Raw genomic sequence first — 1,681 nt, 5'->3', positions numbered from 1 at the left:
TTGGTGGCGTAGATCTCGCCCACCGGCGTCTCGAAGCCGAGGCCACCGGCATATTCATCGCCGTCCTCGGTGCTGTGACAGGCCGCGCAATCACTGGCGCGCGCCATGTACAGGCCCTTCTCGATCAGCGCGGGGTCATCGGTGGCGGCCTTGTCGGCTTGTACCTGTCTGGCGTGCTCATCCTCGCCGCTGCCGCAGGCGCTGAGCAACATGGCACTGGTGCCCGCAATGGCGGCCAGGCGGACGGCACGGGTCAGGCGTGCGGGGCGAAGGATCGGGCGGGCACCGCGACCTTTCTCATCAATGGCATCACGGGTGCCAGCAGTACGGACGTGCGGGACCATGCTTATATTTCCTGTTCGAGCAGATCGGCAATACGCAGAGACAACGCCGCGATGGTCAGGGTGCAATTGACCGACCCGACGGTGGGCATGCTGCCGGAGCTGGCGACAAACAGGTTGTCATGGCCATGCACTCGGCAATCGCGATCCACCACGGAGTCTTTGGGGTTGTCTCCCATCAGGGTCGTACCGCAGATATGCTGGTTGTTGGAGAACTCATCACGGAACGCGATGTCGGTGCCTCCCATCAGCTGAGCGATACGCGCATATTGTTCACGGGTATGCGCGGCGCTGCGCTTGACGTAATCATCGATAGCATAACGGAATTCCGGGCGTGGCAGGCCGAGAGCGTCACGTTTTTTTGACGGCGTGATGCGATTGGCGGCCTCTGGCAACAGCTCGTGGAAGCTGTCGAACTGCACATAGCGGCTGGCGCGATTATCGATCTGCGCCTGCAGATCCGCGCCGAGCCTGAGCGGTGTTTCCGACAGCACCTCCGTGGTCATCTGCTGCGTGCGGGCAATGTTGGACAGGTGCAGCTTCTTGGACGCGAAGTCCTTGCGGAAGTCGCCGTCGCGCCAGGTGATGATCGAGGTCATCTCCTGAGGGCCACGCCCGGCCCACAGTGGCTCATCGGCCAGAAAGCTCACCCCGGTACCGGGATGGTCCATGAGATGCCGGCCGACCATGTCGTTCTGGTTACCCACCCCATCGGGGGTATGGGCGTTGACCGACATCTGCATCAGCTTGGGCGTCTCGATGCCATTAGCCGCCAGCACCACTCGCGCCGCGCTCAGGCGATGCTGCTTGCCGTCGGGGTCCAGATAGCGCACCTCGCGAATCTTGCCGCTGGCGTCGCTTTCCAGATGATGCACGATGGCATTGTCGATCAGTCTGGCACCGGCACGTTCGGCCTTCTCGACATGGATGATGCCGGAATACATCGCACCGATCGGGCAGATAGGCATGCAGTTGTTGTTGCCGCAGCAGGTCGGGCGCTCATCATAGGGGCGGCTGTTGCGCGCCACCGGCTCGGTGACCATGTCAAAGCCGTGGGGATTGATGCGCTCGCTGACCCGCCGCTCATTCCACGACAGCGGCAGCGGTGCCATCGGATACTCTGCGCTGCGCGGGCTGCCGAGATCGACATCATTCGGCCCCCAGACACCCAGCGCGACCTCGGCACGGAAGTAATAGTCTTCCAGGTCGTCATAGCCGATCGGCCAGTCGCGCCCGACGCCATACTCGCTCTTGAGCACGAAATCGCTGGGCAGAAAACGCCAGGCAGACGCCGCCCAGTGCCAGGTAGTGCCGCCGACGGCACGAATGTACTGGGCGTC

Annotated in this window: 1 protein-coding gene and 1 pseudogene; both read right to left on the bottom strand. The window is 62.9% G+C overall.

Annotated elements, in window-relative coordinates; genetic code table 11:
* Positions 1 to 344 (bottom strand): annotated as a pseudogene (locus AC4FAH_RS08000) (c-type cytochrome); the annotation flags it as partial.
* Between the two features lie 2 nt (positions 345 to 346).
* Positions 347 to 1,681, bottom strand: a 1,335-nt coding sequence (locus AC4FAH_RS07995) for a GMC family oxidoreductase (RefSeq protein ID WP_490245869.1), incomplete at its 5' end; no start/stop codon positions are given.

The organism is Cobetia sp. (assembly GCF_983723665.1).
This window is presented reverse-complemented; position numbering and strand designations above follow the sequence as displayed.